We start from the raw sequence: 21,531 nt of genomic DNA, 5'->3' as shown, positions 1-21,531 counted from the left end.
CGCCCCGCTCCCGCGGCCGGTCCTGCACCGCCCGTCGCCCGGCCCCCCGGCGTAAGGGGGCTCAGCCCTTCACCGCGCCGCCCAGCGCGAAGCCGCCGCCGAGCCTGCGGGAGATCAGCACGTAGAGCAGGATCACCGGGACCGAGTAGAGGATCGAGAAGGCGGCGAGCTGGCCGTACGCCACCTGTCCGTAGTTGCCGAAGAAGGTGTAGATCGACACCGACGCCGGGAGCCGGTCGGGGGTGAGCAGCAGCATGAAGGGGACGAAGAAGTTGCCCCACATCATGATGAAGCTGTAGATCGTCACCACCGTGAGCCCCGGACCCATCAGCGGCAGGATCACCCGCAGCAGGGTCTGGAGGGTGGAGGCGCCGTCGGTCCACGCCGCCTCTTCGAGCACCACCGGCACCGAGTCCATGAAGTTCTTCATCAGCCAGATGGCGAACGGCAGTTGGGCGGCGGCCATGAACAGCGCCGTGCCCCACACCGTGTCGATCAGGTTCACCTGGACGAAGAGGCCGTACACCGGCACCATCACGGCGGTGATCGGCAGACAGGTGGAGAAGAGGACCGTCAGCAGGTACGGGCGGGTGAAGCGGGAGCGGTAGCGGGAGAGCGGGTAGGCGGCGAGGGCCGCCGCCGCGACCGTCACCAGGGTCGCGCTGCCGCACAGCACCAGGCTGTTGAGCATCGGGGTGAAGGTGATGTCGTCGGTGAGGACCGCGGAGAAGTTGTCGAGCGTCGGCGACGAGGGCACCCGCACCCGCAGGTTGGCCTTCGCGTCGAACGACGACAGCAGCAGCCACGCCAGCGGCAGCACGAACGCCACCGCCGCCACCAGCAGCGCGAGCGCCGCCGCCAGCTTGGCCCGCGTCGCCCTGCGCAGCAGCGGCCGTCTGCCGGGCGGCGTGTGACGTGCCGTCATGGGCGCCTTGTCCAGCGGCTGTTGCACCGCGACACCACCGGCCATGTCTCACACCTCCGTACGGATCAGCCGCAGGTACACCACCGAGAACAGGGCGCCCACCACGAGCAGCAGCAGCGCGATCGCGGTGCCGTAGCCGATCAGGCTCTTGTTGAACGCCTGGTCGTACATGAGCACCGGCAGCGTCGTCGACTTGTCGCCGGGGCCGCCCCTGGTCATCGCCCAGATGAGGCCGAAGACCGAGAGCGTCTGGAGGGTGTTGAGCATCAGGTTGGTGCCGATCGAGCGGCTGATCATCGGCAGCGTCACATACCGCAGCCGCCGCCAGCCGCCCGCGCCGTCCACCTCGGCGGCCTCGGTGACCTCCCCGGGGATGTCGGAGAGGGCCGCCGAGTAGATCAGCATCGAGAAGGCGGTGCCGCGCCAGACGTTGGCGAACGACACGGCGAGGATCGGCAGCGTGTACAGCCAGTTCTGCGACGGCAGATGGAGCCAGCCGAGGATCACGTTCAGGGTGCCCTCGCGCCGGAAGAACGCGTACAGCAGAAACGCCGCGACGATCTCCGGCAGCACCCAGGCGCAGATCACCACCGCGCCCGTGACGGTGCGCACCGCCTTGGGCGCGCGCCGCATCAGGCCGGCCAGCGCGAGTCCGATGGTGTTCTGGCCGATGATCGACGAGAGCACCGTGAACACCAGGGTCAGCCAGACCGCGTTGCGGAAGTCCTTGTCGCCGAACGCCTTGGTGAAGTTGTCGAAGCCGACGAAGTCCGTCGAGGCGGCGCCGGTCAACTGCATGTTGGTGAAGGCGAGATAGACGCAGTAGCCGATCGGGCCCGCGAGGAACAGCAGCAGCAGCGCGGTGGCGGGCGCGATCGGCAGCCAGCGCAGCGCGCGCGTCCCCGCGCGGTTTCGCCGCCCGGCGGCGGGCACCTTCGCGGGCCCGGGTGCCACCGCCCTCGCGACGCTCATCGGGCGCTCACGGCTTGGCCACTACCTTGCCGTCGGTCACGTCCTTCAACTGCCCGTCGTACGCCTTCGCCGCCTGGGCCGCGGTGGCGTCGCCGGTGGTGACCGACTCCATGGCCTCGCCGATCGCGGTCGACACCTGCGGGTAGACCGGGAGCGTGGGGCGGTAGTGGGTGTGCTCGACGCGCTCGGTGAAGAACTCGATGCCCGGCATCGACTTCAGGTACTTCGGGTCGGCGGCCACGTCCTTGCGCACCGCGATCTGCGCGTCCGCGATCGTCCAGTCGACGGCGTTGGCCTTGGTCTGCATCGTCTTGACGAAGTCGAACGCGAGGTCGGGGTTGCCCGCCTTCTGCGGGATGGCCCAGCTCCAGCCGCCCGACATCGACACCTCGCCGGGCGCCTGCCCGTTCTGGGTCGGCATCGGCGCCTGCGCCAACTCCTTGCTCCAGCCCGGCCATTCGCTCGGGCCCTTGCTGATCCAGTTCTGCCCGAGCCAGGAGCCGTCCAGGTCGATGGCGAGCTTGCCCTCGGGCAGCCACTCGTTGCCCACCGTGGTACCGACATTGGGGTCGAGGGCGTCCGACGGGTCGGGCCCCAGCTTCTCGCCGTAGACCTTCCGCACGAAGTCGAGCGCGTCCGTGAACCCCTTGCTGCCCGTCACCCACTTCTTCGACGCCTCGTCGTACAGCGGGTTCTCGCCCGTCCCGTACAGCAGCATCTCGAAGCCCTGCATCACCGCGGCCTCACCGGGGCCCTTGCCCGTGTAGACGTTGAGCGGGATGACGCCGGGCACCTTCTTCTTGACGGTGCGCGCCGCGGTGAGGACGTCCTCCCAGGTCTTCGGCTTCCACTCGGCGGGCAGCCCGGCCTTTTTGAACAGGTCCCTGCTGTACCACAGGCCCCGGGTGTCGGTGCCGTCCGGGACGCTGTACGTCTTGCCGTCCTGCGCCTTGGCCGCGTCCTTCGCGGTGGGCTCGAACTGGCTCCAGTCGGACCACTTGGCGAGGTAGTCGTCGATCGGGCGCAGATACCCGGCCTGAATGTCGGAGTTGATCCGGAAGGTGTCCTCGTACACCAGGTCGGGCGCGGTCTTCGGGGAGCGCATCATCTGCTGCGCCTTGGCCGCGTAGTCGTTGTCCGCCGCCTGGACCGGGACGAGTTCGACCTTCTTGCCGGGGTGCGCCTTCTCGAACTTCTTCTTCATCCGCTCCAGGTACTGGTCCTTGAAGCGGATCTTGTTGTCGGTGCTGCGGTTGTAGACGACCCGGACGGTGTCCGCGTCGCTGCCGGAACCGCTGCCGCAGGCGGTGAGCGTGCCCGCGGTGAGCAGGGCGGCAAGGGCCAGGGGGGCACCGGCGCGCAGCCGAGTGCGGGGCGAGGGTGGCACGGGCAACCTCCTGGGGGCGGGGCGGCCGGGGCTTCACCACAGCCGGGAGGCGCCCGGATGTGGTTGCGGTGAACCTAAGCGGACGTCATGAACAGGGTCAATGGTCGTGCGCGGGCGTGTCGGTACGCGGACCGGTGGGTATGCCCGTGTCCCGACGCGCCGGAGTGCGCGCGCCGTCCGTACCGGTACGAACCCCTGCGCATCGGGCCGTTGAGGCCGGGCCGTTCTAGGAGGCACCCCGTGGCACCCGAGGCAACCGCGACCGACAGCACCCCGCCGCCCGCACGCCGGGACAGGACCCGCTGGCTCTATCCGGCGGTCGTGGTGGCGGTGGGGCTCGGCATCCTGGTGGGGTTCACGGCGCCCGGGGTGGCCGAGGACCTGAAGCCGCTCGGCACCGGCTTCGTCGACCTGATCACGATGATGATCTCGCCGATCATCTTCTGCACGATCGTGCTGGGCATCGGCTCGGTCCGCAAGGCGTCCAAGGTGGGCGCGGTCGGCGGTCTCGCCATCGGCTACTTCCTGGTGATGTCCACGGTGGCGCTCGCCATCGGCCTCGTGGTCGGCAACATCCTGGAGCCCGGCAGCGGTCTTCACCTCACCGAGTCCGTACGGCACGCGGGGCAGGCGCAGGCCGAGGGCGCCTCGGAGTCGCTGCCCGACTTCCTGCTCGGCATCATCCCGACCACGCTGGTCTCCGCGTTCACCGAGGGCGACGTGCTCCAGACGCTGCTGGTGGCGCTGCTCGTGGGCTTCGCGCTCCAGGCGCTCGGCCGGCACGGGGTGCCGGTGCTGAACGGGATCGGGCACATCCAGCGGCTGGTGTTCCGGGTGCTCTCCATGATCATGTGGGCGGCGCCCGTGGGCGCGTTCGGGGCGATGGCGGCGGTCGTCGGCGAGACCGGGGTGGACGCGCTGAAGTCGCTCGCCGTCATCATGGTCGGCTTCTACACCACCTGTGTGATCTTCGTGTTCGTGGTGCTCGGCGCGATCCTGCGGATCTTCACGGGGCTCAACATCCTGAGGCTACTGGCCTATCTGGCCCGGGAGTTCCTGCTGATCCTGTCCACCTCGTCCTCGGAGTCGGCGCTGCCGCGGCTGATCGCGAAGCTGGAGCACCTGGGCGTCAGCCGTCCCGTCGTCGGCATCACGGTGCCCACCGGCTACTCGTTCAACCTGGACGGCACGGCGATCTACCTGACGATGGCGTCGCTGTTCGTGGCGAACGCGATGGGGGAGCCGCTGAGCGCGGGCGAGCAGATCTCGCTGCTGCTGTTCATGGTGATCGCCTCCAAGGGCGCCGCGGGCGTGACCGGCGCCGGGCTCGCCACGCTGGCGGGCGGCCTCCAGTCGCACCGGCCCGAACTCCTCGACGGGGTGGGGCTGATCATCGGCATCGACCGGTTCATGAGCGAGGCGCGCGCCCTCACCAACTTCGCGGGCAACGCGGTCGCCGCCGTCCTCATCGGCACCTGGACGCAGGAGATCGACCGCGAGCGGGTGGCGCACGTGCTCGCGGGGCGGCTGCCGTTCGACGAGAAACGCTTCGTTGCCGATTCCGCCGATTCCGCCGACGGTACCGGCCACGGCGGGCAGAAGGCCGCGGGGGAGCCCGTGGGGGCGGACGCGGTGCCGGGGCAGCCGGGGGCGAGGGACGGGGCCTGAGTGCGCGGGGGCCGCTCGCGGCGGGCAGGCGCCGCCCGTCGAGTACCCCCGGTCCGCGACCCCGTGACTATCCCTCGCCGTCCTGCGCCGCCGCCCCCGTACCGAGTGACCTGCGGCCCTTCGGCGCGGCGTGCTCCTCGTCCGGCTGCCCGTCCGCCGCGGGGCCCGCGTGCTCCTCGGGGCGCCCCGGGTGCTCCGGATTCCTCGGCTGCTCCGGGTGCTCCGGGTGCGGCTCGGCCGCGGCGCGCTCGGCCGCCGTGCCGCGCTCGCGCGGGCCGTGCGCGCCGTCTTCGGCGGGGAGCGGCGCCGGCTGTGCCGTGGAGCGCGGGCCGGTGCCGAGGGTGCGGCGGGAGGCAGTCATGCGGGCCAGTGTGGCAGGCGTCCGGACCCCCGCCCCGTACGCCCCCCGGACCCGGCCGGGGCCCGGCGGCCCCGCGGCGGGGGAGGGCACGGGCGGGGGCTGCCGTTCGCCCCGCAAACCGCCGCGCCTACACTCCTGTTCGAACAAAGGTGACCCTCCGTCGTACGGACCGTCACGATCGGCTGCGGCAGGCGCCGCGGCGATCGCGCGGCCGGTCGGGGGAAGTCGGGGTCAGGCACCGCCCGCCGACCCGCAAGTCGGCGGTTTTAACCGGAAGTTGCTCGGCCAGACACAGAGATCGGCCATAAAGGCCAGTCGTGGAGACGAGTCATGGAGGCACGGTGGGCCGCCCCGCAGGGGCGCGGTCCGTGCTCCGGGAAGGTTGCCCTTTCGTGGTCGCCCACAGAGGTGTGTACGGGGAAGCGTGGTCGCGGTGGTGAGCCGGACCGGCCGTGGCGGGGCGCGCCGGGCGGCGGTGACGGCGCTCGCGGTGCTGTTACCCGCGGCGGCCGCCGCGGTCGCGGTCTGGGGCGCCGCCGAGGACTGGCGGCGGGTGCTCGCGGCGGGCTGCGCCGCGCTCGCCGTGGGGTTCGCCGCCTGGACCGTCGTCCTGCTGCGCGCCCTCGCCGCCGGGCGCGCGTTACGGGCCGCCGAGCGCGCGGAGGCACGGGCCGGTGCCGCCGCGGCGGGGCGCGAGGAGGAGCGGGTCCGGCAGGCTGAACTGGTGCGCCAGGAGCGGGCGTTGCGCGACTCCGTGCAGGCCGCCTTCGAGGGCGTGGCCCGCACCCTGCACCGGATGGCCACCGTCCAGCAGGGCGTGCTCGACCGGGTGGAGCGCTCGCTCGACGACCCGGTGGTGCTCGGCGAGGTGATGAAGGCCGACCACGCGGCGGCGCAGATGACCCGCAAGGCGCAGACGCTGCTGGTGATGTGCGACGTCTGGCCCGCGCGGCGCGAGACCCGGCCGGTGTCGCTGTACGACTGCGTGCGCGGCGCGATGTCCAGGATCGTGGAGTTCGGCCGGGTGGAGGTGCACGGCGGCGAGTCCCAGTACGTCGTGCCGACCGCGGTCGAGGGCCTGATGCACGCCGTCGCCGAACTCCTCGACAACGCCACGATGTTCTCGCCGTCCTCCACCCAGGTCGTGGTCACCGTGAAGACGGTCGCGGCGGGCGCGGTGGTGGAGATCGACGACGCCGGCCTCGGTATGCCCTTCGACGTACTGGAGCAGGCCACCGCCAGGATCGGCGCCGAGGTCGACCTGACGAGCCTGGGCGCGGTCCCCCGGCTCGGCCTCGCCTGCGTCGGCCGCTGGACCCGCGAACTCGGCTTCCGGGTGGAGCTGTCCTCCGCCTCCGCCTACGGCGGCACCCGCGCCGTCGTCTTCACCCCGCTCGCCCTGCTCACCGAGCCCGGCACCCGCGCCACGGTCGACGCCCCCGCCCCCGACGCCACCGCCGCGTACTCCGCGGCGGAACCCGGCGCCCCGGCGACCGGCACGGCCGGGCCCGCCGCCGGGCCCCCGGGCGCCGCCGCCCTGCCGCGCCGCCGCAACCGCCGCAGGCCCCGCGAGCCCGACCCCGGCCGCACCGCGCCCGCCGGTACGCCCCCCGCACCGCAGGGGCGCGACGAGGCGGCCGACTCCTGGTCGCCCGAGGCGGCCAGGGCGTCCATCGCCAGCCTGATGTCCGGCACCCGCCGCGGCCGCGGCGCCACCGACGGCGGCGCGGCGCCCGCACAGCACGGCGGAGAGTCCGTACGAGACGAGGGAGGCCCCCGGTGAGCGGGACCATCGCGCAACTGCCCGACCTGGGCTGGATGCTCAGGCCCCTGGTGGAGATCCCCGGCGTGCGGCACGCGGTCGTGGTCTCCGAGGACGGGCTGCGCCTCGGCCACGCCTCCGCGGAGGGCGGCGCGGAACTCGGCGTGGACGACGCCGAGAAGCTGGCCGCCGCGAGCGCCGCGCTCGCCATGACGGGGCGCTCCACCAGCGCCCTGCTGTACGGCGCCGATGTCCGGGTGCGCCAGCAACTCGTCGAGACCGACCAGGGCTTCATCCTCTTCACCTCCGCGGGCGTCGGCGCGCACCTCGGCGTCGTCACCGGGCCCGACGCCGACATGGGGCTCGTCGCCCAGCAGATGCAACTGCTTGTGGTGCGCATCGGCGACAAGCTCAGCAGCCTGCCGAGGCAGCAGGTGAGCCCGTCGCCATGACGGAGTCCCCGCAGGAGCGGACCACCCCCGCCGTGCGGCCGTACGTCATCACGGGCGGACGCGCGGACGCGGGCGACGCGGCGCTGCCCTGGGAGTGCCTGGTGTGGGCTGTCGACGGCGCCGACGCGCGGCCCGAGGGCGGCGCGCAGCTCCAGCCCGAGCACCGCGCGCTGCTCGCCCACTGCCAGGGCCTCACCTCCGTGGGGGAGGTCGCGGCCCGTCTCGGACAGCCGCTGCCCGTGGTCCAGGTGCTGCTCGCCGACCTCGCCGCCCGGGGCCTGATCGGGAGCCGCCCGCCCGTCCCCGCTGCGGAACGCACCGACGCGTCCCTGCTGAGAAAGGTCCTCCATGGCCTCGAAGAACACCTCTGAGACGGGCGCCGTCGCGGCGGCCACGGCGGAGCCTGGACCCTATCTGGCGCCGGGGGTCGCGGGCGCCGCCAAGATCATGGTGGTGGGGCCGCTCGGAGTCGGCAAGACCAGCCTCATCGGCAGTGTCTCCGAGATCGAACCGCTGGTGACCGAGGCCGTGATGACCCGTGCGGGCAGCCGCGTCGACACCGCGCCCGCCGCCAAGCGCACCACCACCGTCGCGTTCGACTTCGGCCGGATGACGCTCGGCGGCGAGCTGGTCCTCTACCTCTTCGGCACCCCGGGCCAGCCCCGCTTCCTGCCGGCCTGGCGCGGCCTCGCCACCGGGGCGCTCGGCGCGCTCGCGCTCGTGGACACCCGCGACCTGAGCGCCGCCTTCGACTCGCTGGGGCACCTGGAGGACCTCGACCTGCCGTTCGCCGTCGCCGTCAACCGCTTCCCCGACAGCCCCGACCTGCCGGAGGACGACCTGCGGCTCGCCCTCGACCTGCTGCCGAGCACCCCGATGACGGTGTGCGACGCCACGGAGCGCGGCTCCTGTGTGCGCTCCCTCATCGCCCTCGTGCGCCACCTCCTCACCGCCGCCACGGAGACCCGATGACCACACCACCGCCCGCCAGGCCCCCGTACCCCCCGCAGGGCCCGGCCGCGGGCCACGACCCGTTCGCCGCGCCCCACGGCGTCACCCCGCTGTACGGCGACGGCTTCGACGGCGACGCGATGCCGCTGCTCTACGAGCGGCTGCGCGCCGAACACGGCCCCGTGGCCCCGGTGCTGCTCGCCCCCGGGCTCGGCGCCTGGCTGGTGCTCGGGCACCGGGAGCTGCTGCGGCTGACCCGCGACGAGGTCGACTTCTCGCACGACCCGCGGCGCTGGCGGCTGCTGCGCGAGGGCCGGGTGCCCGCCGACTCGCCGATCCTGCCGATGGTCGGCTGGCGGCCCGCGCTGCTGTTCGTCGACGGCCGCGAGCACCGCAGGATGCGCGCCCCGGTCGCCGCCGCGCTCGCCGCCGTCGACGGGCACGAGCTGCGCCGCGATGTGCAGTCGGACGCGGAGGACCTGATCGCGGCGTTCTCCGGCCGCGGCGAGGCCGACCTCGTACGGGACTACGCGCGCAAGCTGCCGATGCGGGTCATCACCCGGCTCCTCGGCCTCGACGCGGACACCGGGCGGGAGTTGGTGACCGCGATCGCCGGACTCGCCCGCGGCGACGCCGACTCGGCGCGCGCGAGCGCACGCGCGGACGAGATCATGCTCGCCCTGGTACGGGAGAAGCGGCGCGCCCCCGGCGGCGACGTCACCTCCGCGCTGCTCGCGCACCCCGCCGCGCTCGACGACACGGAGACGGTGGCCACCCTGGTCACCATGTTCGTCGCGAGCAACCAGACCACCCTCAACTGGATCGCCACCACGCTGCGGATCATCCTGTGCGACCCGGCGTTCCGCTCCTCCCTCACCGGCGGCAGGCTCAGCGTCGACGACGCGCTCGACCTGGTGCTGTGGCGCTTCCCCCCGACGCAGAACTTCCCCGCCCGCTACGCCACCCGCGACCTGCGCCTCGGCCGCCAGGACGTGCGCGAGGGCGACATGCTGGTCCTCGGCCTCGCCGCCGCCAACGCGGACCCCGCGGTGCTGCCCGCCGACGGAGGGCCCGTCGTCGGCAACCGCTCCCACCTCGCCTTCAGCGCGGGACCGCACAGTTGCCCCGCGCAGGACCCGGCCCGGCTGATCACCCGCGCCGCGGTGGACACCCTCAGGCACCGGCTGCCCGATCTGGAGCTGGCGGTGCCGGAGTCCGAGCTGTCCTGGATCAAGTCCCCGTGGAGCAAGGGGCTAGCGGCCCTCCCGGTCCGCTTCAGCGCGCCGCGGCCCCCCGGCGCCGAGACCGCGCCACCGGCGTCCGTGCCCTCCGCACCCTTCTCACCGCAGCCGCCCGTACCGCGGCCCGACGCGCCGCAGGCAGGAGCAGCCCTATGACCCCGCCCGCCCCCGAGCGACCCGCCCCCGAGCCATCCCCGTCGGCCTCCGGCCGGCCCGCCACCGCCGCGTCCCCGCCGCCCGCCGCGGACGTCCCGTACCGGCTCGACGGCGCGAGCGGCTGCCCGCACGCCGCGAACGCCCGGCTGCGCGCCGGGGGAGCGGTCGCGCGGGTGGTGCTGCCCGGCGGGGTCGACGGCGCGCTCGTGCTCGGGCACGAGGCGCTGAAGGACTTCCTCTCGCACCCCGACGTCGCCAAGGACGCCTCCCACTTCGCCGCCCTGCACACCGGCGAGATCCCGGAGCACTGGCCGCTGCGCGCCTTCGCCACGGTACGGGGCATGACCACCGCCGACGGCGCCGACCACCGCAGGCTGCGCTCGCTGGCCTCACGTGCCTTCACCCCGCGCCGGGTGGCCGACCTGCGGCCCCGTATCGAGGAGTTGACCGCTCAGCTCCTCGACGGGATGGAGCGGGCGGCGGCCGACGGCGACGGCGTCGTCGACCTGCGCCGCCACCTCGCGCTGCCGCTGCCGCTCTCCGTCATCTGCGAGCTGCTGGGGGTGCCCGAGGAGGGCAGGGCCCGGCTGCACGACCTGTCCAACACCATCGTGAGCACCGACGCGGCGCCCGAGGACACCCTCGCCGCCAACCGGGAGATGCTGGAGCGGCTCGCCGAGGTCGTCGCCCTGCGCCGCGAGCGGCCGGGGGACGACCTCACCAGCGCGCTGATCGCGGCCCGCGAGGAGGACGGCGACCGGCTCGACGAGGACGAGCTGATCGGCACCCTGATGCTGACGGTGATCGCCGGGCACGAGACCACGCTCAACCTGATCGGCAACGCCGTGGTCGCCCTGTGCGGGCACCCGGAACAGCTCGCGCTGGTGCGCTCGGGGGAGGCGGACTGGGGCGCCGTGGTGGAGGAGGTGCTGCGCTGGGACGGCCCGGTCAGCTACTTCCCGTTCCGCTACCCCGCACGGGACCTCGACGTCGCCGGGACCGTGATCCCGGAGGGCACCCCGGTGCTCGCCGGCTACTCGGCGGCGGGCCGCGACCCCGAGGCGTACGGGCCGGACGCGGACCGCTTCGACGTCACCAGGGCGGCCCGGCACCTGTCGTTCGGGCACGGCGCCCACTTCTGCATCGGCGCGCCGCTCGCCAGGCTGGAGACCACGATCGTCCTCGACCGGCTCTTCACCCGCTTCCCCGGGCTGCGCCTCGCGGTGCCCGAGGAGGAGCTGCCCCGGCGCTCCAGCTTCGTCGGCAACGGGGTGTGCGCGCTGCCGGTGCGGCTGGGCTGAGGGCCGCCGCCCGGCCGCGATATGGCCGAAACCGCGTCCCCCGCACGGGTGACAGCGGGTGGGTGAAGGGGGCTTTTCCCGAAGGGAGTTGCGCCCCGTGACCGCCCGGCGGGACCCACCGCCGGTTCACGCCGTGACGAAGGCCGTATGGCCCGAGCGCCTGGCGGCGTCGGCCGCGGCGAGCTGGTGGTAGCGGGCGGCGGGCAGCAGCGGGCGCCAGGCGTCGAGCGGGAGCACCCTGACCGCCTCGTGCTCGGCCGGGTCGAGCACGATGGCCTCGATGGCGGCGGCGGAGAGGGTGCCGCCGTCGAAGACGAAGCCGACCTTGGCGAGCGGCCAGGACTCGTCGCGCCCGAGGAAGTGGGTGGCGAGCAGGCGCTGCGGCCCGGTGTAGGAGATCCCGGTCTCCTCCCTGCACTCGCGCAGCGCGGTCTCCCAGGGGGTCTCGCCCGGGTCGGTGTTGCCCCCGGGGCACTGCCACTCCCGTTTTCCGTACACCGAGAGCAGTTGCAGCGGCCAGCCGCGTTCGTCGGTGAAGTAGAGGCAGCCGTAGAGCGTGGCCCGCTCGATGGTCCGAATGAATTCGTGCGTGGGCAGCCAGCCGACAGTCATGCGCGGACGGTAACCGGACGCCCGCGCCCCCGAGCATGATCCAAGCCATTCCCGCGCCCGGCGGCCGACCGTGACACCGACGTCGAGCCTGGGCGCCGCACCGGGACCCTGCGGTACGACGAGTCACGGGGGCCGCCGCCCGCGCGGGGCACAGAAAATCCCCCGGTGAATTGACAACCGGGGGATTTCCACGCGTATATTGAGCACTTCGTGTGTTCGAAACCGAATACACACGGAACTCGATTACTGTGCACAGTATATCCGGCCGGGAGTTGAATTGTCAAACGCGCCTTTTCCAGATCGTGAATTGCTCGGGGAGCAGGAATTCATCGACGAGGTGTACCGCCATGTCGACGCCCTGCGCGGGGCGACGGAGGCGTCGGTCACGGACGCGCTCGGCCCGGTCGGCAACGCCTACCAGGCACGGCTGGAGCGCGACGTCCTGGTCGCCGAGCGCTCCGGGCTGCTGGCCGCCCTCAACGCCGTCGACGGCTCGCTCTGCTTCGGCCGCATCGACCTCGCCGACGGCGTCAGCCACCACATCGGCAGGATCGGCCTGCGCGAGGAGGACGAGGAGCGCACCCCCCTCCTCATCGACTGGCGCGCCCCGGTCGCCCGCCCCTTCTACCTCGCCACCGGGCACACCCCGATGGGCCTGCGCCGCCGGCGCCACATCACCAGCAAGGGCCGTACCGTCACCGCCCTGCACGACGAGCACCTCGACCTCGCCGACGCCGAGCGCACCGGGCACGAGGACCCCGCGGGCGACGCCGTCCTGCTCGCCTCGCTGAACGCCGCACGCACCGGCCGCATGGGCGACATCGTCAGCACCATCCAGGCCGAGCAGGACCGCGTGATCCGGGCCCCGCACCGCGGCGTCCTCGTCGTCGAGGGCGGCCCCGGCACCGGCAAGACCGCCGTCGCGCTGCACCGCGCCGCCTATCTCCTCTACGAGCACCGCGAACTCCTCGCGCGCCGCGCGGTGCTGGTCGTCGGCCCCAACCCGGCCTTCCTCGGCTACATCGGCGAGGTGCTGCCCTCGCTCGGCGAGACCGGGGTGCTGCTCGCCACCGTGGGTGAGCTGTACCCGGGCCTGGTCGCCACCGGCACCGACACCCCGCGCGCCGCCGCGGTCAAGGGCCGCGCCGGGATGGCGGACGTCCTCTGCGAGGTGCTGCGCGACCGGCAGGCGCTGCCCGACCCGGTGATCACCATCGTGCACGACCGCGACGTGCTGATGCTCGACGCCGACCTGGCCAGGATGGCCCGCGACCGCACCCGCAGGACAGGACTCCCGCACAACGCCGCCCGGGAGGTCTTCGAGGGCCAGATCCTCAACATCCTCACCGACATGGTCGCCGAGCGCATCGGCACCGACCCGTACGACGGCGAGATCCTGCTCGACGCGAGCGACATCACCCAGATCCGCGACGAACTCGCCGAGAACGACGAGGTGTGGGCCGCCGTCGACCGCCTCTGGCCGCACCTGACGCCCCGTCAACTCGTCGCGGACTTCCTCGCGGAGCCCACTCATCTGCCGCCGCAGGACGCCGACGCGATCCGCCGCGACCGCGGCCCCTGGACCCCCGCCGACGTCCCGCTGCTCGACGAGGCCGCCGAACTCCTCGGCACCGACGACCGGGTGCGCCTGGCCGTCGCGGAGGAGGAGCGCAGGGAGCGCGTCGCCTACGCCCGCGGCGTCCTTGAGGTCTCCTACGCGTCGCGCACCTACGAGTTCGAGGACAAGGGCGACGAGGAGTCCGAGGTGCTCGGCGCGCACGACGTGATCGACGCCGAGCGGATGGCCGAGCGCCAGGAGGAGGCCGACCACCGCACCGCCGCCGAGCGCGCCGCCGCCGACAGGACCTGGGCCTTCGGGCACATCATCGTCGACGAGGCGCAGGAACTCTCCCCGATGGCCTGGCGGCTGCTGATGCGCCGCTGCCCCACCCGCTCGCTGACCCTGGTGGGCGACCCGGTGCAGAACGCGGAGGGCGTCGGCGACTGGGACGCCATCCTCGCCCCGTACGTCGAGGACCGCTACGAGCACACCACGCTCGCCGTCAACTACCGCACCCCCGCCGAGATCATGGAGGTGGCAGCGGCGGTGGTGCGTGCCGAGCGCCCCGGCTTCGAGCCGCCGCGCTCGGTGCGCTCGACCGGCACCAGGCCGCGGGTGCGGTGCGCCCCTGGCGACCGGCTCGCCGCCGAAGTGGCCCGGCTGGCCGAGGAGCTGGCGCCGGACGAGGGGCGGCTCGGGGTGATCGCGCCCGCCGCGCTGCACGAGGAGGTCGCCGCCGCGCTCCCCGGGGTCACCGCGGGGAGCGAGCCGGACCTCACCAGGCCGGTCGTGCTGCTCGACCCGCGCGGGGCGAAGGGCCTGGAGTTCGACAGCGTGCTGGTGGTGGAGCCAGGGCGCCTCACCACCAGCGACCTGTACGTCGCCCTCACCCGCGCCACCAGCGAACTCGGCGTCGTACACCGCGAGGAACTGCCCAAGCCGCTGGCCGCGGCGCTGGCGGACGGCGCCTGACGTGCGTCCCGGCCGTCCGCCCCGGGGCCGCGCGCCTCAGTCGGTGACGTCGATACGGCCGCCCGCGCCCGGGTCGGCCGCCCGCGAGCCGGGTGTCTGCCGGGCGCCGCCCGCCGCGGCCGGTACGAGGCCGCTGCCGCCGCCCGTGATGTTCTTGAGCAGATGGGCGAGGTCGACGCCGGTCGTCGAGTTCAGGAGTTCCACGCCCTGGGCGACGTTGTCGGCGACCGTGCGGGAGAGCCGGCTCGCGCCGTCGGTGGAGATCACGGTCATCTTGTCGACGGCGCCCAGGGGCTCCGACGCCTTCGCCACGACCTGCGGCAGCACCTCGACCAGCATCTGGAGCACGGCCGCGTCGCCGTACTGCGCGAAGGCGTCGGCCTTCTTCCGCATGGCCGCGGCCTCCGCACTCCCCTTCGCGCCGATCGCGGCGGCCTCCGCCTCGCCTTCGAGACGCACGGCGTCGGCGAGCGCCGCGCGCTGCGCCTTCTCGCCCTCACCGGTCAGCCGCGCCCGCTCGGCGTCCGCCTCCGCCTGCTTGACCAGACCGATGCGGCGCGCCTCCGCCTCCTGCTCCGCCCGGTACCGGTCGGCGTCGGCGGGCTTGCGGACCTTGGTGTCCAACTCCCTGTCGGTCAGCGCGGCCTGACGCTGCGCCACCTTCTCCTGCTCGGTGAGCACTTCCTGCTGCCTGGCGGCCTCCGCGAGCGGACCCGCGGCGTTCGCCTGTGCCGCCGCCCTGTCGGTCTCCGCCTTGATCTCGGCCTGCTTGAGGTACAGCGTCCGCTGTGCGACCGCGATCTCCTCCTCGGCCTTCAGCCTGGCCTGCTCGGAGGTGCGGCGGGCGACGGCCTCGGCGATGTCGGCCTCCTGCCTGGCGCGCGCGGCCTCCGGGCGGCCGAGGTCTTCCAGGTAGGAGCCCTCGGTGCTGATGTCCTGGATCTGGAAGGCGTCGAGCACCAGGCCCTGCCCGGACAGCGACGCCTCGGCCTCCTCGGCGACCTGCCCGGCGAACGCGGCGCGGTCCCGGATGATGTCCTCCACCGACATCCGCCCGACGATGGAGCGCAGCGCCCCGGAGAGCACCTCCTGAGTGAAGCCGACGATGCCGTCCTGCTGCATCAGGAAGCGCTGGGCGGCGGCGCGTATGGAGTCCTCCGTGCCGCCGACCTTCACCACGGCGACGCCTTCGAGGTGCACCTTCACGCCGCGCAGCGTGACGGCGCCGCGGACCGCGACCGGGATGTGCCGCGAGGACAGGTCGAGCGAGAACCGCTGCTGGACGAAGGGGACGACGAAGACGCCGCCGCCGACCACGACCTTCTGGCCGCTGTTGTCGGTGAAGACGCGGCCGGTGTCCGGGTCGGTGGCCTTCTTGCCGCGCCGGCCGGTGACGATGAACGCCTCGCTCGGGCCTGCGACCTTGTAACGGGTGATGACGACGAGCGCCAGCAGTACCAGGAGTACGACGACTCCGACCACGGCGATGGCGACGGGACTCATGGGCATTCCCCCTTCTGCCCTCCAGGGGACGGCAGTCGGTCGGCGGGGCGGGCGACGCGGGGTCGGCCCGGCCCCGTGCGGTGTGCGTGTGCAAGGGATTCGGAAAGGGTCGGCGGCGGTCCCGGGCGGTCGGGTCAGCGGTCGACGGGCCGTACGGCGACCGAGGTCGGCGACAGGGACTCCGCCACCCACACCTCGCTGCCGCGGGCGACGGCGCCGCCGCTCCTGGCGGCGAACTTGATCCGCTGACCGGCCAGTTGGAGCAGCACTTCGCCGTATCCGTCGGGAGGGATCGCGGTGACCACCGTGCCCGCGGTGCCGACGAGGTCGTCGCCGCGCGGCGCGGGAGCGGACCCGTCCCGCATCAGGGCGCGGGTGAGCCTCCAGGTCAGCCCACCTGCGGCGGCACCCGCCGCGACGCCCGCCACGGTGGCGGCCCCCGTGCCGAGGCCGGTCGTGCCGAGCACGATCGCGCCGCCGAAGCCGAGCATCGAGACGAAGCCCGCGATCACCGGCAGCGACAACAGGCCGTCGAACAGGCCGTCCAGCGCGCCGACCCCGTCGAACAGGCCCTCAAGGACACCGTCGAGCACGAGCGACGCGACGAGCAGGACGACCCCGACGATGCCGAGCACAAGAAACAACGTCACTCTGTGGCCCCCCAACTCCCGGCACCTGACGCGTTCACCAGCGAATCGCATCGGTAACTGCCGACCCCCGACTGACTTTACGCTTTTTTTGTGCAGATTTGAAGCCCCGCAGTCCGTCGCGGACGGCCGGGTGGTTTACTGCGGGCCCGCTCGGGCGGGTCGGCCCCGGCGGGTCAGCCGCGCAGGGCGAGATACGGGGCCAGCGCGAACAGGGTGATGACCAGGGCGCGTCTGAGGCTGCTGGTGGGCAGTGCGCGGGCGATCTTCCAGCCCAGCAGCACCCCGGCGAGTTCGGGGACGCCGACCAGGGCCGCGAGCGGCCAGTCCACGGCGCCGTGGACGACGTAGCCCACCGTCCCTGTCGCGGCGATGGCGATCGACTGGGCCTGCGCGGCGGCCAGCGACTCCAGGACGGGCACGCCGAGGGCCACGAGGAGGGGCACGGTGAGCATCGGCCCCCCGATGCCGACCACGCCCGCCGCGACCGCCACGGCGAAGCCGAGGAGGGCCACCACCCCGGTGGCCGGATGCGCCCCGGCACCCGCGTCATGCCGCTCGCGGTACCACACCAGCGCCGCCACCCCCGCCACGAACACCGCCAGCACCAGGCCGAAGACCCGCTCGGACACCAGGGTGTTGACCCACACCCCGAGCGGTGTGCCGAGCACCGCGGCGCAGAAGAGGACCAGCGCCGTGCGGCGGGTCCCCGGCTCCCTGAGCTGCCCCGAGCGTGTGTAGGCGGCGGTGCCCAGGACGCCCGTGGCCACATGGGTGACGAGGGCGGTCCCGGCGACCTGGGCGGGGCCGAGCCCGGTCAGCGCGAACAGCGCGACGGTGGGCAGCACGCCGCCGGGCCCCACGGCGGTGATCCCGACCCCGCCGACCAGCCCGAACAGACCGAGCGCGACCAGCACCGGCAGCTCAAGGCCCCCCATTCACCGCCCCCTCCCGGCGCCCCGGGGGCGCACCGCGGCCGCCGGTCCCGTCGCCTCCCCGGTGCGCCCGGCCGCTCGCTCCTCTCACACCGGCCGCAGCCACACCGTCCCGAGCGGCGGCAGGGCCATCCCCACGCTCCGCTCCCGCCCCTGCGCGGGCACCGGCTCCGCCTTCAGCGGGGCGGGGTTCAGCACCCCGCTGCCGCCGAAGCGGGTGTCGTCCGTGTTCAGGACCTCGGCCCAGGGCGCGGCCACCCCCTCGGGCACCCCCACCCGGTAGTCCTCCCGCACCACGGGCGAGAAGTTGGACACGCACAGCAGCGGCGCGCCCTCGGCGTCGAAGCGCAGGAACGCGAACACGTTGTCCTCCGCGGCGTCCCCCGCCACCCAGGCGAACCCGGCCGGGTCCGTGTCGCGCTGCCACAGCGCGGCCTCCCGCAGGTAGACCTCGTTCAGCGACCGCACCAGGTCCCGCACGCCCCGGTGGTCGCCCGCGGCCGAGTAGGACGGGTCGAGCAGCCACCAGTCGGGCCCGTGCGCCTCCGACCACTCGGCGCCCTGGGCGAACTCCTGCCCCATGAAGAGCAGTTGCTTGCCCGGGTGGGCCCACATGAAGCCCAGGTAGGCGCGGTGCGTGGCGCGCTGCTGCCACCAGTCGCCCGGCATCTTCGACACCAGCGAGCCCTTGCCGTGCACCACCTCGTCGTGCGAGATCGGCAGCACGTAGTTCTCGCTGTACGCGTACACCATGGAGAACGTCATCTCGTGGTGGTGGTACCTGCGGTGCACCGGCTCGTGCGCCACGTACCCCAGCGAGTCGTGCATCCAGCCCATGTTCCACTTCAGCCCGAACCCGAGCCCCCCGAAACCGCCCGGGCCCACATGGTGGGTGGCGCGGGTGACGCCGTCCCAGGCCGTGGACTCCTCGGCGATGGTGACGACGCCCGGCACCCTGCGGTACAGCGTCGCGTTCATCTCCTGGAGGAACGCCACCGCGTCCAGGTTCTCCCGGCCGCCGTGCTCGTTGGGCGCCCACTCGCCGGGCTCGCGCGAGTAGTCCAAGTAGAGCATCGAGGCGACGGCGTCCACCCGCAGGCCGTCGATGTGGAACTCCTCGCACCAGTACACGGCGTTCGCCACCAGGAAGTTGCGCACCTCCGTACGGCCGTAGTCGAACTCCAGGGTGCCCCAGTCGGGGTGCGCGGCGCGCCGCGGGTCCGCGGGCTCGTACAGCGGGCGGCCGTCGAACTCGGCGAGCGCCCAGGCGTCGCGCGGGAAGTGCGCGGGCACCCAGTCCATCAGCACCCCGATCCCGGCCCGGTGCAGCGCGTCCACCAGGGCGCGGAAGTCGTCGGGGGTGCCGAGGCGTGCCGTGGGCGCGTAGAAGCCGGTGACCTGGTAGCCCCAGGAGCCGCCGAAGGGGTGCTCGGCGATCGGCATCAACTCGACATGGGTGAAGCCGAGATCGCTCACGTACGCGGGCAACTGCTCCGCGAGCTGACGGTAGGTCAGCCCGGGGCGCCAGGACGGCAGGTGGATCTCGTACACGGAGAACGGGGCCTCGTGTACCTGGCGTTCGCCGCGCCGCGCCAGCCAGTCGCCGTCCGTCCACTCGTGGTGCGACTCGGTGACCACGGACGCGGTGGCGGGCGGGCACTCGGCGGCGCGTGCCATCGGGTCGGCGCGCACCGTGTGCGCGCCGTCGGGCGTCGTGATGTCGAACTTGTACAGCTCGCCCTCGCCGAGTCCGGGCACGAAAAGCTCCCACACCCCCGTCGAGCCCAGCGAGCGCATCGGGTGCCCGGTGCCGTCCCAGTAGTTGAAGGACCCGGCCACCCGCACCCCGCGGGCGTCGGGCGCCCACACCGCGAAGCGGACCCCGGCCGTGCCCTGGTGCTCCATGACGCGGGCGCCGAGCGCGCGCCACAGCTCCTCGTGCCGCCCCTCGCCGAGCAGGTGCAGGTCGAACTCGCCGAGCGTGGGCAGGAAGCGGTACGGGTCCTCGCAGTGCGCGGCCCTCGGCTTCGGCTCGGGCACCGCCGCGGCGGGCGCGGTGCCGCTCGCGGGCCGCCCGCGCGGCTCCGCGGCCGGCTCCGGGGCCTGTCCCGCGGGCGGCGGGTAGCCGACCTCAAGGGAGTAGCCGGGCACCGCGGTCAGCGGCAGCAGCGCGGAGAAGAAGCCCTCCCCGTCGTCGTGCAGCCGCACGGGACCGGCGCCCTCGGGGACCGCGTCCACCCACAGCGCGTGCGGGCGCAGCGCCCGCACCGCGACACCGCCGGGCACCTGGTGCGCGCCGAGCACCCCGTGCGGGTCGTGGTGGGTGCCGTCGAGCAGCCGCCGCCTGTCCTCCTCGGGCACCGGGTCCGCGGGCGCGGGCCCTGCGGGCGCGGCCGGGGACCCCCCGGGCGCTGCGGGCGGCGGAATCCGCGCCTCGCCCGAGGAGTCGGGGAAGCGGGGCGACGGTGGGCGGGGCACGGGGACCTCCTGGGAGTCGGGTGGGGCCGCGGCGCCGCGCGGGCGGCGGGGCGGCGCCGTCGGCGCTGGTGCCGCGGCCGGGAAGGTGTGCCGGGCGTCGCGAGCAGGCGAACCGTTTTGGCCATGGCGCTAGACGGGGTCGGGGTCCGCGAGGCGGTGTATCGCGGCGAGCGGCACGGGCAGCCAGTCGGGCCGGTGCCTGGCCTCGTACATCACCTCGTAGACGGCCTTGTCAGCCTCGTAGGCGCGCAACAGTACGGCCTCGCGGCGCGGGTCGGAGCCGGAGACGTCCGCGTATCCGGCGCAGTACGCGGCCCGGCAACGGTCCGCCCACAGCGGCGCCCAGGGGCGGTGCGAGCGGGCCGCGTAGTCGAAGGAGCGCAGCATCCCCGCGATGTCGCGCGCCACGGGCTGGGGGGTGCGGCGCTCGGCGAGCGGTCTGGCGGGCTCGCCCTCGAAGTCGATCAGCGACCACTCTCCCGAGGGGGCGCGCAGGCACTGCCCCAGGTGGAGGTCGCCGTGCACCCGCTGGGCGTCCCAGACCCGGCCGTCGACCGCGAGCGCGGCCAGCGCGTCGAACGCGGCGCGCAGCCCGCGCGCGTGCGGACGCAGCTCGGGTACGGCCGCGACCGCGGCGGTCAGCCGCCGCGCCATGCCCCCGGCAAGCTCCTCCACCCGGGGTCTGCCCAGGGTCACGGTGGGCAGCGCGCGGGCCAGCGCGGTGTGCACCTCGGCGGTGGCCCTGCCGAGCGCGCGGGCCTCGGCGCCGAAGTCGCCGCCCCTGGCGAGGTCGGCGAGCGCCAGCTCCCAGCCGTCGGTGGCGCCGCGCAGGAACGGCTGGAGCACCCCGAGCACCAGCACCTCGTCCGGGTGCGGCTCGGGACCGGTGCCCGCGGCGCCCGGGTCGGCGGCGACCGCGGGGTCGGTGGCGACGGCGGGGTCCGCGGGCTCGGCGAGCATCCAGGCCACGGGCGCGGGCACCCGGGGGCTGCCGGTGCGGGCGAGCGCGTGCGGCAGTTCGAGGTCGGGGTTGAGCCCCGGCACGATCCGCCGGAACAGCTTGAGGATCAGGGTGTCCCCGTACACCACGGACGAGTTCGACTGCTCGGCGCCCAGCAGCCGGGGCGTGAGCCCGCGGCCGATGTCGCCCCCGGGGGCCCGCTCGAAGCGGAGCGTGCCGATCCTGGCCCGGTCGCGCAGCGCGGTCAGCAGCGCCTCGGCGGCCTCGGGGTCGTGCAGCGCGTCGTACACCGTGCGCCCGGCGAGCGGGCCCGTGCTCGCCCGGCCGATCAGCGCGGGCGCCAGGTGCGGCGGCAGGCTGCCGCGCACCCCGAGCAGCAGTTGGTAGCAGTCCGCGTCGCCTGGCGGCGGCTGCTCGGCCCGCACCAGCAGGTGCAGCAGCCCGGGCGCGCCGCCCGCGCCGGGGGCGAGCAGCTCGGTCGCCGACACCGTGGAGAAGCCCGTGACCGGCCGCCCCTTGCCCGCGAACCAGCGCTGCCGCGGCAGCCAGCCCCGCAGCAGCGGGTCGAGGGAGGCGAGCGGATCGGGGCACGCGAGGGACGGCGTGCCCGGGCGGCTGGCGGCTTCCGGCATGGCGTCGCGTCCTTTCCCCGGGCCCGGCACAGGAAGTGCGCGTCAGTGTCCCGG

18 protein-coding genes are annotated in these 21,531 nt (G+C 74.0%); 8 read left to right on the top strand and 10 right to left on the bottom strand.

Going from position 1 to position 21,531, the window contains the following annotated elements; genetic code table 11:
* Window positions 1-61: 61 nt before the first annotated feature.
* The 3 genes from ACIBIW_RS34820 to ACIBIW_RS34810 are packed head-to-tail and all read right to left on the bottom strand — an operon-like array spanning window position 62 to window position 3,290.
* On the bottom strand, window positions 62-925 hold the full coding sequence (locus ACIBIW_RS34820; protein ID WP_399342316.1) for a carbohydrate ABC transporter permease: 864 nt from the start codon (window positions 923-925) through the stop codon (window positions 62-64).
* Window positions 926-973: 48 nt separating this feature from the next.
* Entirely contained in the window at window positions 974-1,897 is a 924-nt protein-coding gene (locus ACIBIW_RS34815; RefSeq protein ID WP_399342241.1) for a carbohydrate ABC transporter permease, read from the bottom strand.
* A 7-nt stretch (window positions 1,898-1,904) separates the two neighbouring features.
* Window positions 1,905-3,290 (bottom strand): extracellular solute-binding protein, encoded by a 1,386-nt coding sequence (locus tag ACIBIW_RS34810; protein WP_399342240.1) that lies wholly within the window; start codon window positions 3,288-3,290, stop codon window positions 1,905-1,907.
* A 234-nt stretch (window positions 3,291-3,524) separates the two neighbouring features.
* Here ACIBIW_RS34810 and ACIBIW_RS34805 point away from each other — a divergent pair, with 234 nt between their 5' ends.
* Window positions 3,525-4,952, top strand: coding sequence for a cation:dicarboxylate symporter family transporter (locus ACIBIW_RS34805; protein ID WP_399342238.1), 1,428 nt, complete (start codon window positions 3,525-3,527; stop codon window positions 4,950-4,952).
* Window positions 4,953-5,019: 67 nt separating this feature from the next.
* Here the strand turns inward: ACIBIW_RS34805 and ACIBIW_RS34800 are convergent, their stop codons facing one another.
* Complete coding sequence (locus ACIBIW_RS34800) at window positions 5,020-5,313, bottom strand: hypothetical protein (RefSeq protein ID WP_399342236.1); 294 nt, start codon at window positions 5,311-5,313, stop codon at window positions 5,020-5,022.
* 436 nt (window positions 5,314-5,749) lie between these two features.
* Here ACIBIW_RS34800 and ACIBIW_RS34795 point away from each other — a divergent pair, with 436 nt between their 5' ends.
* From ACIBIW_RS34795 to ACIBIW_RS34770, 6 genes are read left to right on the top strand one after another with little or no spacing between them, the layout of a single operon-like run.
* Entirely contained in the window at window positions 5,750-7,096 is a 1,347-nt protein-coding gene (locus ACIBIW_RS34795; protein ID WP_399342313.1) for a sensor histidine kinase, read from the top strand.
* On the top strand, window positions 7,093-7,527 hold the full coding sequence (locus tag ACIBIW_RS34790; RefSeq protein ID WP_399342234.1) for a roadblock/LC7 domain-containing protein: 435 nt from the start codon (window positions 7,093-7,095) through the stop codon (window positions 7,525-7,527). Before ACIBIW_RS34795 ends, ACIBIW_RS34790 begins: the two co-directional genes overlap by 4 nt.
* Window positions 7,524-7,898, top strand: coding sequence for a DUF742 domain-containing protein (locus tag ACIBIW_RS34785; RefSeq protein ID WP_399342232.1), 375 nt, complete (start codon window positions 7,524-7,526; stop codon window positions 7,896-7,898). The genes ACIBIW_RS34790 and ACIBIW_RS34785 overlap by 4 nt, the downstream gene beginning before the upstream one ends.
* Window positions 7,876-8,499 carry a GTP-binding protein gene (locus tag ACIBIW_RS34780; RefSeq protein ID WP_399342230.1) on the top strand — a complete coding sequence of 208 codons (624 nt, stop codon included), beginning with the start codon at window positions 7,876-7,878 and terminating at the stop codon, window positions 8,497-8,499. Before ACIBIW_RS34785 ends, ACIBIW_RS34780 begins: the two co-directional genes overlap by 23 nt.
* Entirely contained in the window at window positions 8,496-9,875 is a 1,380-nt protein-coding gene (locus tag ACIBIW_RS34775; RefSeq protein ID WP_399342228.1) for a cytochrome P450, read from the top strand. The genes ACIBIW_RS34780 and ACIBIW_RS34775 overlap by 4 nt, the downstream gene beginning before the upstream one ends.
* Window positions 9,872-11,176, top strand: coding sequence for a cytochrome P450 (locus ACIBIW_RS34770; RefSeq protein WP_399342226.1), 1,305 nt, complete (start codon window positions 9,872-9,874; stop codon window positions 11,174-11,176). Before ACIBIW_RS34775 ends, ACIBIW_RS34770 begins: the two co-directional genes overlap by 4 nt.
* 126 nt (window positions 11,177-11,302) lie before the next feature.
* On the opposite strand, the gene ACIBIW_RS34765 is transcribed toward ACIBIW_RS34770, so the two are convergent.
* Window positions 11,303-11,788, bottom strand: a complete 486-nt coding sequence (locus ACIBIW_RS34765) for an NUDIX domain-containing protein (RefSeq protein WP_399342224.1) — start codon at window positions 11,786-11,788, stop codon at window positions 11,303-11,305.
* A 307-nt stretch (window positions 11,789-12,095) separates the two neighbouring features.
* Between ACIBIW_RS34765 and ACIBIW_RS34760 the strand changes: the two genes are divergently transcribed.
* Entirely contained in the window at window positions 12,096-14,321 is a 2,226-nt protein-coding gene (locus tag ACIBIW_RS34760) for a HelD family protein (RefSeq protein WP_399342222.1), read from the top strand.
* Window positions 14,322-14,357: 36 nt separating this feature from the next.
* Here ACIBIW_RS34760 and ACIBIW_RS34755 read toward each other — a convergent pair whose 3' ends face one another.
* The 5 genes from ACIBIW_RS34755 to ACIBIW_RS34735 form a co-directional block, all read right to left on the bottom strand.
* Complete coding sequence (locus tag ACIBIW_RS34755) at window positions 14,358-15,824, bottom strand: flotillin family protein (protein WP_399342220.1); 1,467 nt, start codon at window positions 15,822-15,824, stop codon at window positions 14,358-14,360.
* Between the two features lie 134 nt (window positions 15,825-15,958).
* Complete coding sequence (locus tag ACIBIW_RS34750) at window positions 15,959-16,474, bottom strand: hypothetical protein (RefSeq protein WP_399342218.1); 516 nt, start codon at window positions 16,472-16,474, stop codon at window positions 15,959-15,961.
* Between the two features lie 173 nt (window positions 16,475-16,647).
* Entirely contained in the window at window positions 16,648-17,409 is a 762-nt protein-coding gene (locus tag ACIBIW_RS34745; RefSeq protein WP_399342216.1) for a sulfite exporter TauE/SafE family protein, read from the bottom strand.
* Window positions 17,410-17,493: 84 nt separating this feature from the next.
* The gene (gene glgB / locus ACIBIW_RS34740; RefSeq protein WP_399342214.1) at window positions 17,494-19,884 is read right to left on the bottom strand and encodes a 1,4-alpha-glucan branching enzyme; all 2,391 of its coding nucleotides are present in this window, start codon (window positions 19,882-19,884) and stop codon (window positions 17,494-17,496) included.
* A 129-nt stretch (window positions 19,885-20,013) separates the two neighbouring features.
* Complete coding sequence (locus tag ACIBIW_RS34735; protein WP_399342212.1) at window positions 20,014-21,477, bottom strand: maltokinase; 1,464 nt, start codon at window positions 21,475-21,477, stop codon at window positions 20,014-20,016.
* Window positions 21,478-21,531: the final 54 nt, after the last annotated feature.

Source organism: Streptomyces sp. NPDC050560 (assembly GCF_044457285.1).
In the GTDB taxonomy this organism is placed as follows: Bacteria; Actinomycetota; Actinomycetes; order Streptomycetales; family Streptomycetaceae; genus Streptomyces.
This window is presented reverse-complemented; position numbering and strand designations above follow the sequence as displayed.

Bases quoted from the DNA above. Each gene is read 5' to 3' on its own strand.
- ACIBIW_RS34820 (WP_399342316.1), bottom strand. From the start codon at position 925: ATGACGGCACGTCACACGCCGCCCGGCAGACGGCCGCTGCTGCGCAGG.
- ACIBIW_RS34815 (WP_399342241.1), bottom strand. From the start codon at position 1,897: ATGAGCGTCGCGAGGGCGGTGGCACCCGGGCCCGCGAAGGTGCCCGCC.
- ACIBIW_RS34800 (WP_399342236.1), bottom strand. From the start codon at position 5,313: ATGACTGCCTCCCGCCGCACCCTCGGCACCGGCCCGCGCTCCACGGCA.
- ACIBIW_RS34785 (WP_399342232.1), top strand. From the start codon at position 7,524: ATGACGGAGTCCCCGCAGGAGCGGACCACCCCCGCCGTGCGGCCGTAC.
- ACIBIW_RS34780 (WP_399342230.1), top strand. From the start codon at position 7,876: ATGGCCTCGAAGAACACCTCTGAGACGGGCGCCGTCGCGGCGGCCACG.
- ACIBIW_RS34775 (WP_399342228.1), top strand. From the start codon at position 8,496: ATGACCACACCACCGCCCGCCAGGCCCCCGTACCCCCCGCAGGGCCCG.
- ACIBIW_RS34770 (WP_399342226.1), top strand. From the start codon at position 9,872: ATGACCCCGCCCGCCCCCGAGCGACCCGCCCCCGAGCCATCCCCGTCG.
- ACIBIW_RS34765 (WP_399342224.1), bottom strand. From the start codon at position 11,788: ATGACTGTCGGCTGGCTGCCCACGCACGAATTCATTCGGACCATCGAG.
- ACIBIW_RS34755 (WP_399342220.1), bottom strand. From the start codon at position 15,824: ATGAGTCCCGTCGCCATCGCCGTGGTCGGAGTCGTCGTACTCCTGGTA.
- ACIBIW_RS34745 (WP_399342216.1), bottom strand. From the start codon at position 17,409: ATGGGGGGCCTTGAGCTGCCGGTGCTGGTCGCGCTCGGTCTGTTCGGG.
- ACIBIW_RS34735 (WP_399342212.1), bottom strand. From the start codon at position 21,477: ATGCCGGAAGCCGCCAGCCGCCCGGGCACGCCGTCCCTCGCGTGCCCC.